Genomic DNA, 307 nt, shown 5'->3' on the forward strand with positions numbered 1-307 from the left:
CGCCACTGGTCCAAGGACCATGGCGAGGGCCTTCATCGAGTCGTTCAACGAGAGCCTGCGTGACGAACTGCTGAACGAGGAGATCTTCGACACCCTGGATGACGCCCGCCGGAAGATCGCCCTCTGGCGCTATGACCACAATGCCGTCAGGCCGCACTCCTCGCTCGGCAACCTGATGCCGCTGGAAGCGCGCCGGACGCTTGCCTCACCCCAAGGCGCCGCTCCCGGCGCGCTTGCCCGGAAACCATCCGCCGACTACCAATCTCAAACCGGCAGACCCTCGTTATGACCGAGGGACCAAAGGGGG

At 64.8% G+C, this 307-nt stretch carries 1 protein-coding gene; it reads left to right on the forward strand.

Going from position 1 to position 307, the window contains the following annotated elements; genetic code table 11:
- A partial coding sequence (locus tag DDE75_RS17140) for an integrase core domain-containing protein (protein ID WP_162799116.1) occupies window positions 1-289 on the forward strand: 289 nt, incomplete at its 5' end.
- Window positions 290-307: the final 18 nt, after the last annotated feature.

The sequence above is a fragment of the Paracoccus indicus genome, assembly GCF_003056335.1.
In the GTDB taxonomy this organism is placed as follows: Bacteria; Pseudomonadota; Alphaproteobacteria; order Rhodobacterales; family Rhodobacteraceae; genus Paracoccus; species Paracoccus indicus.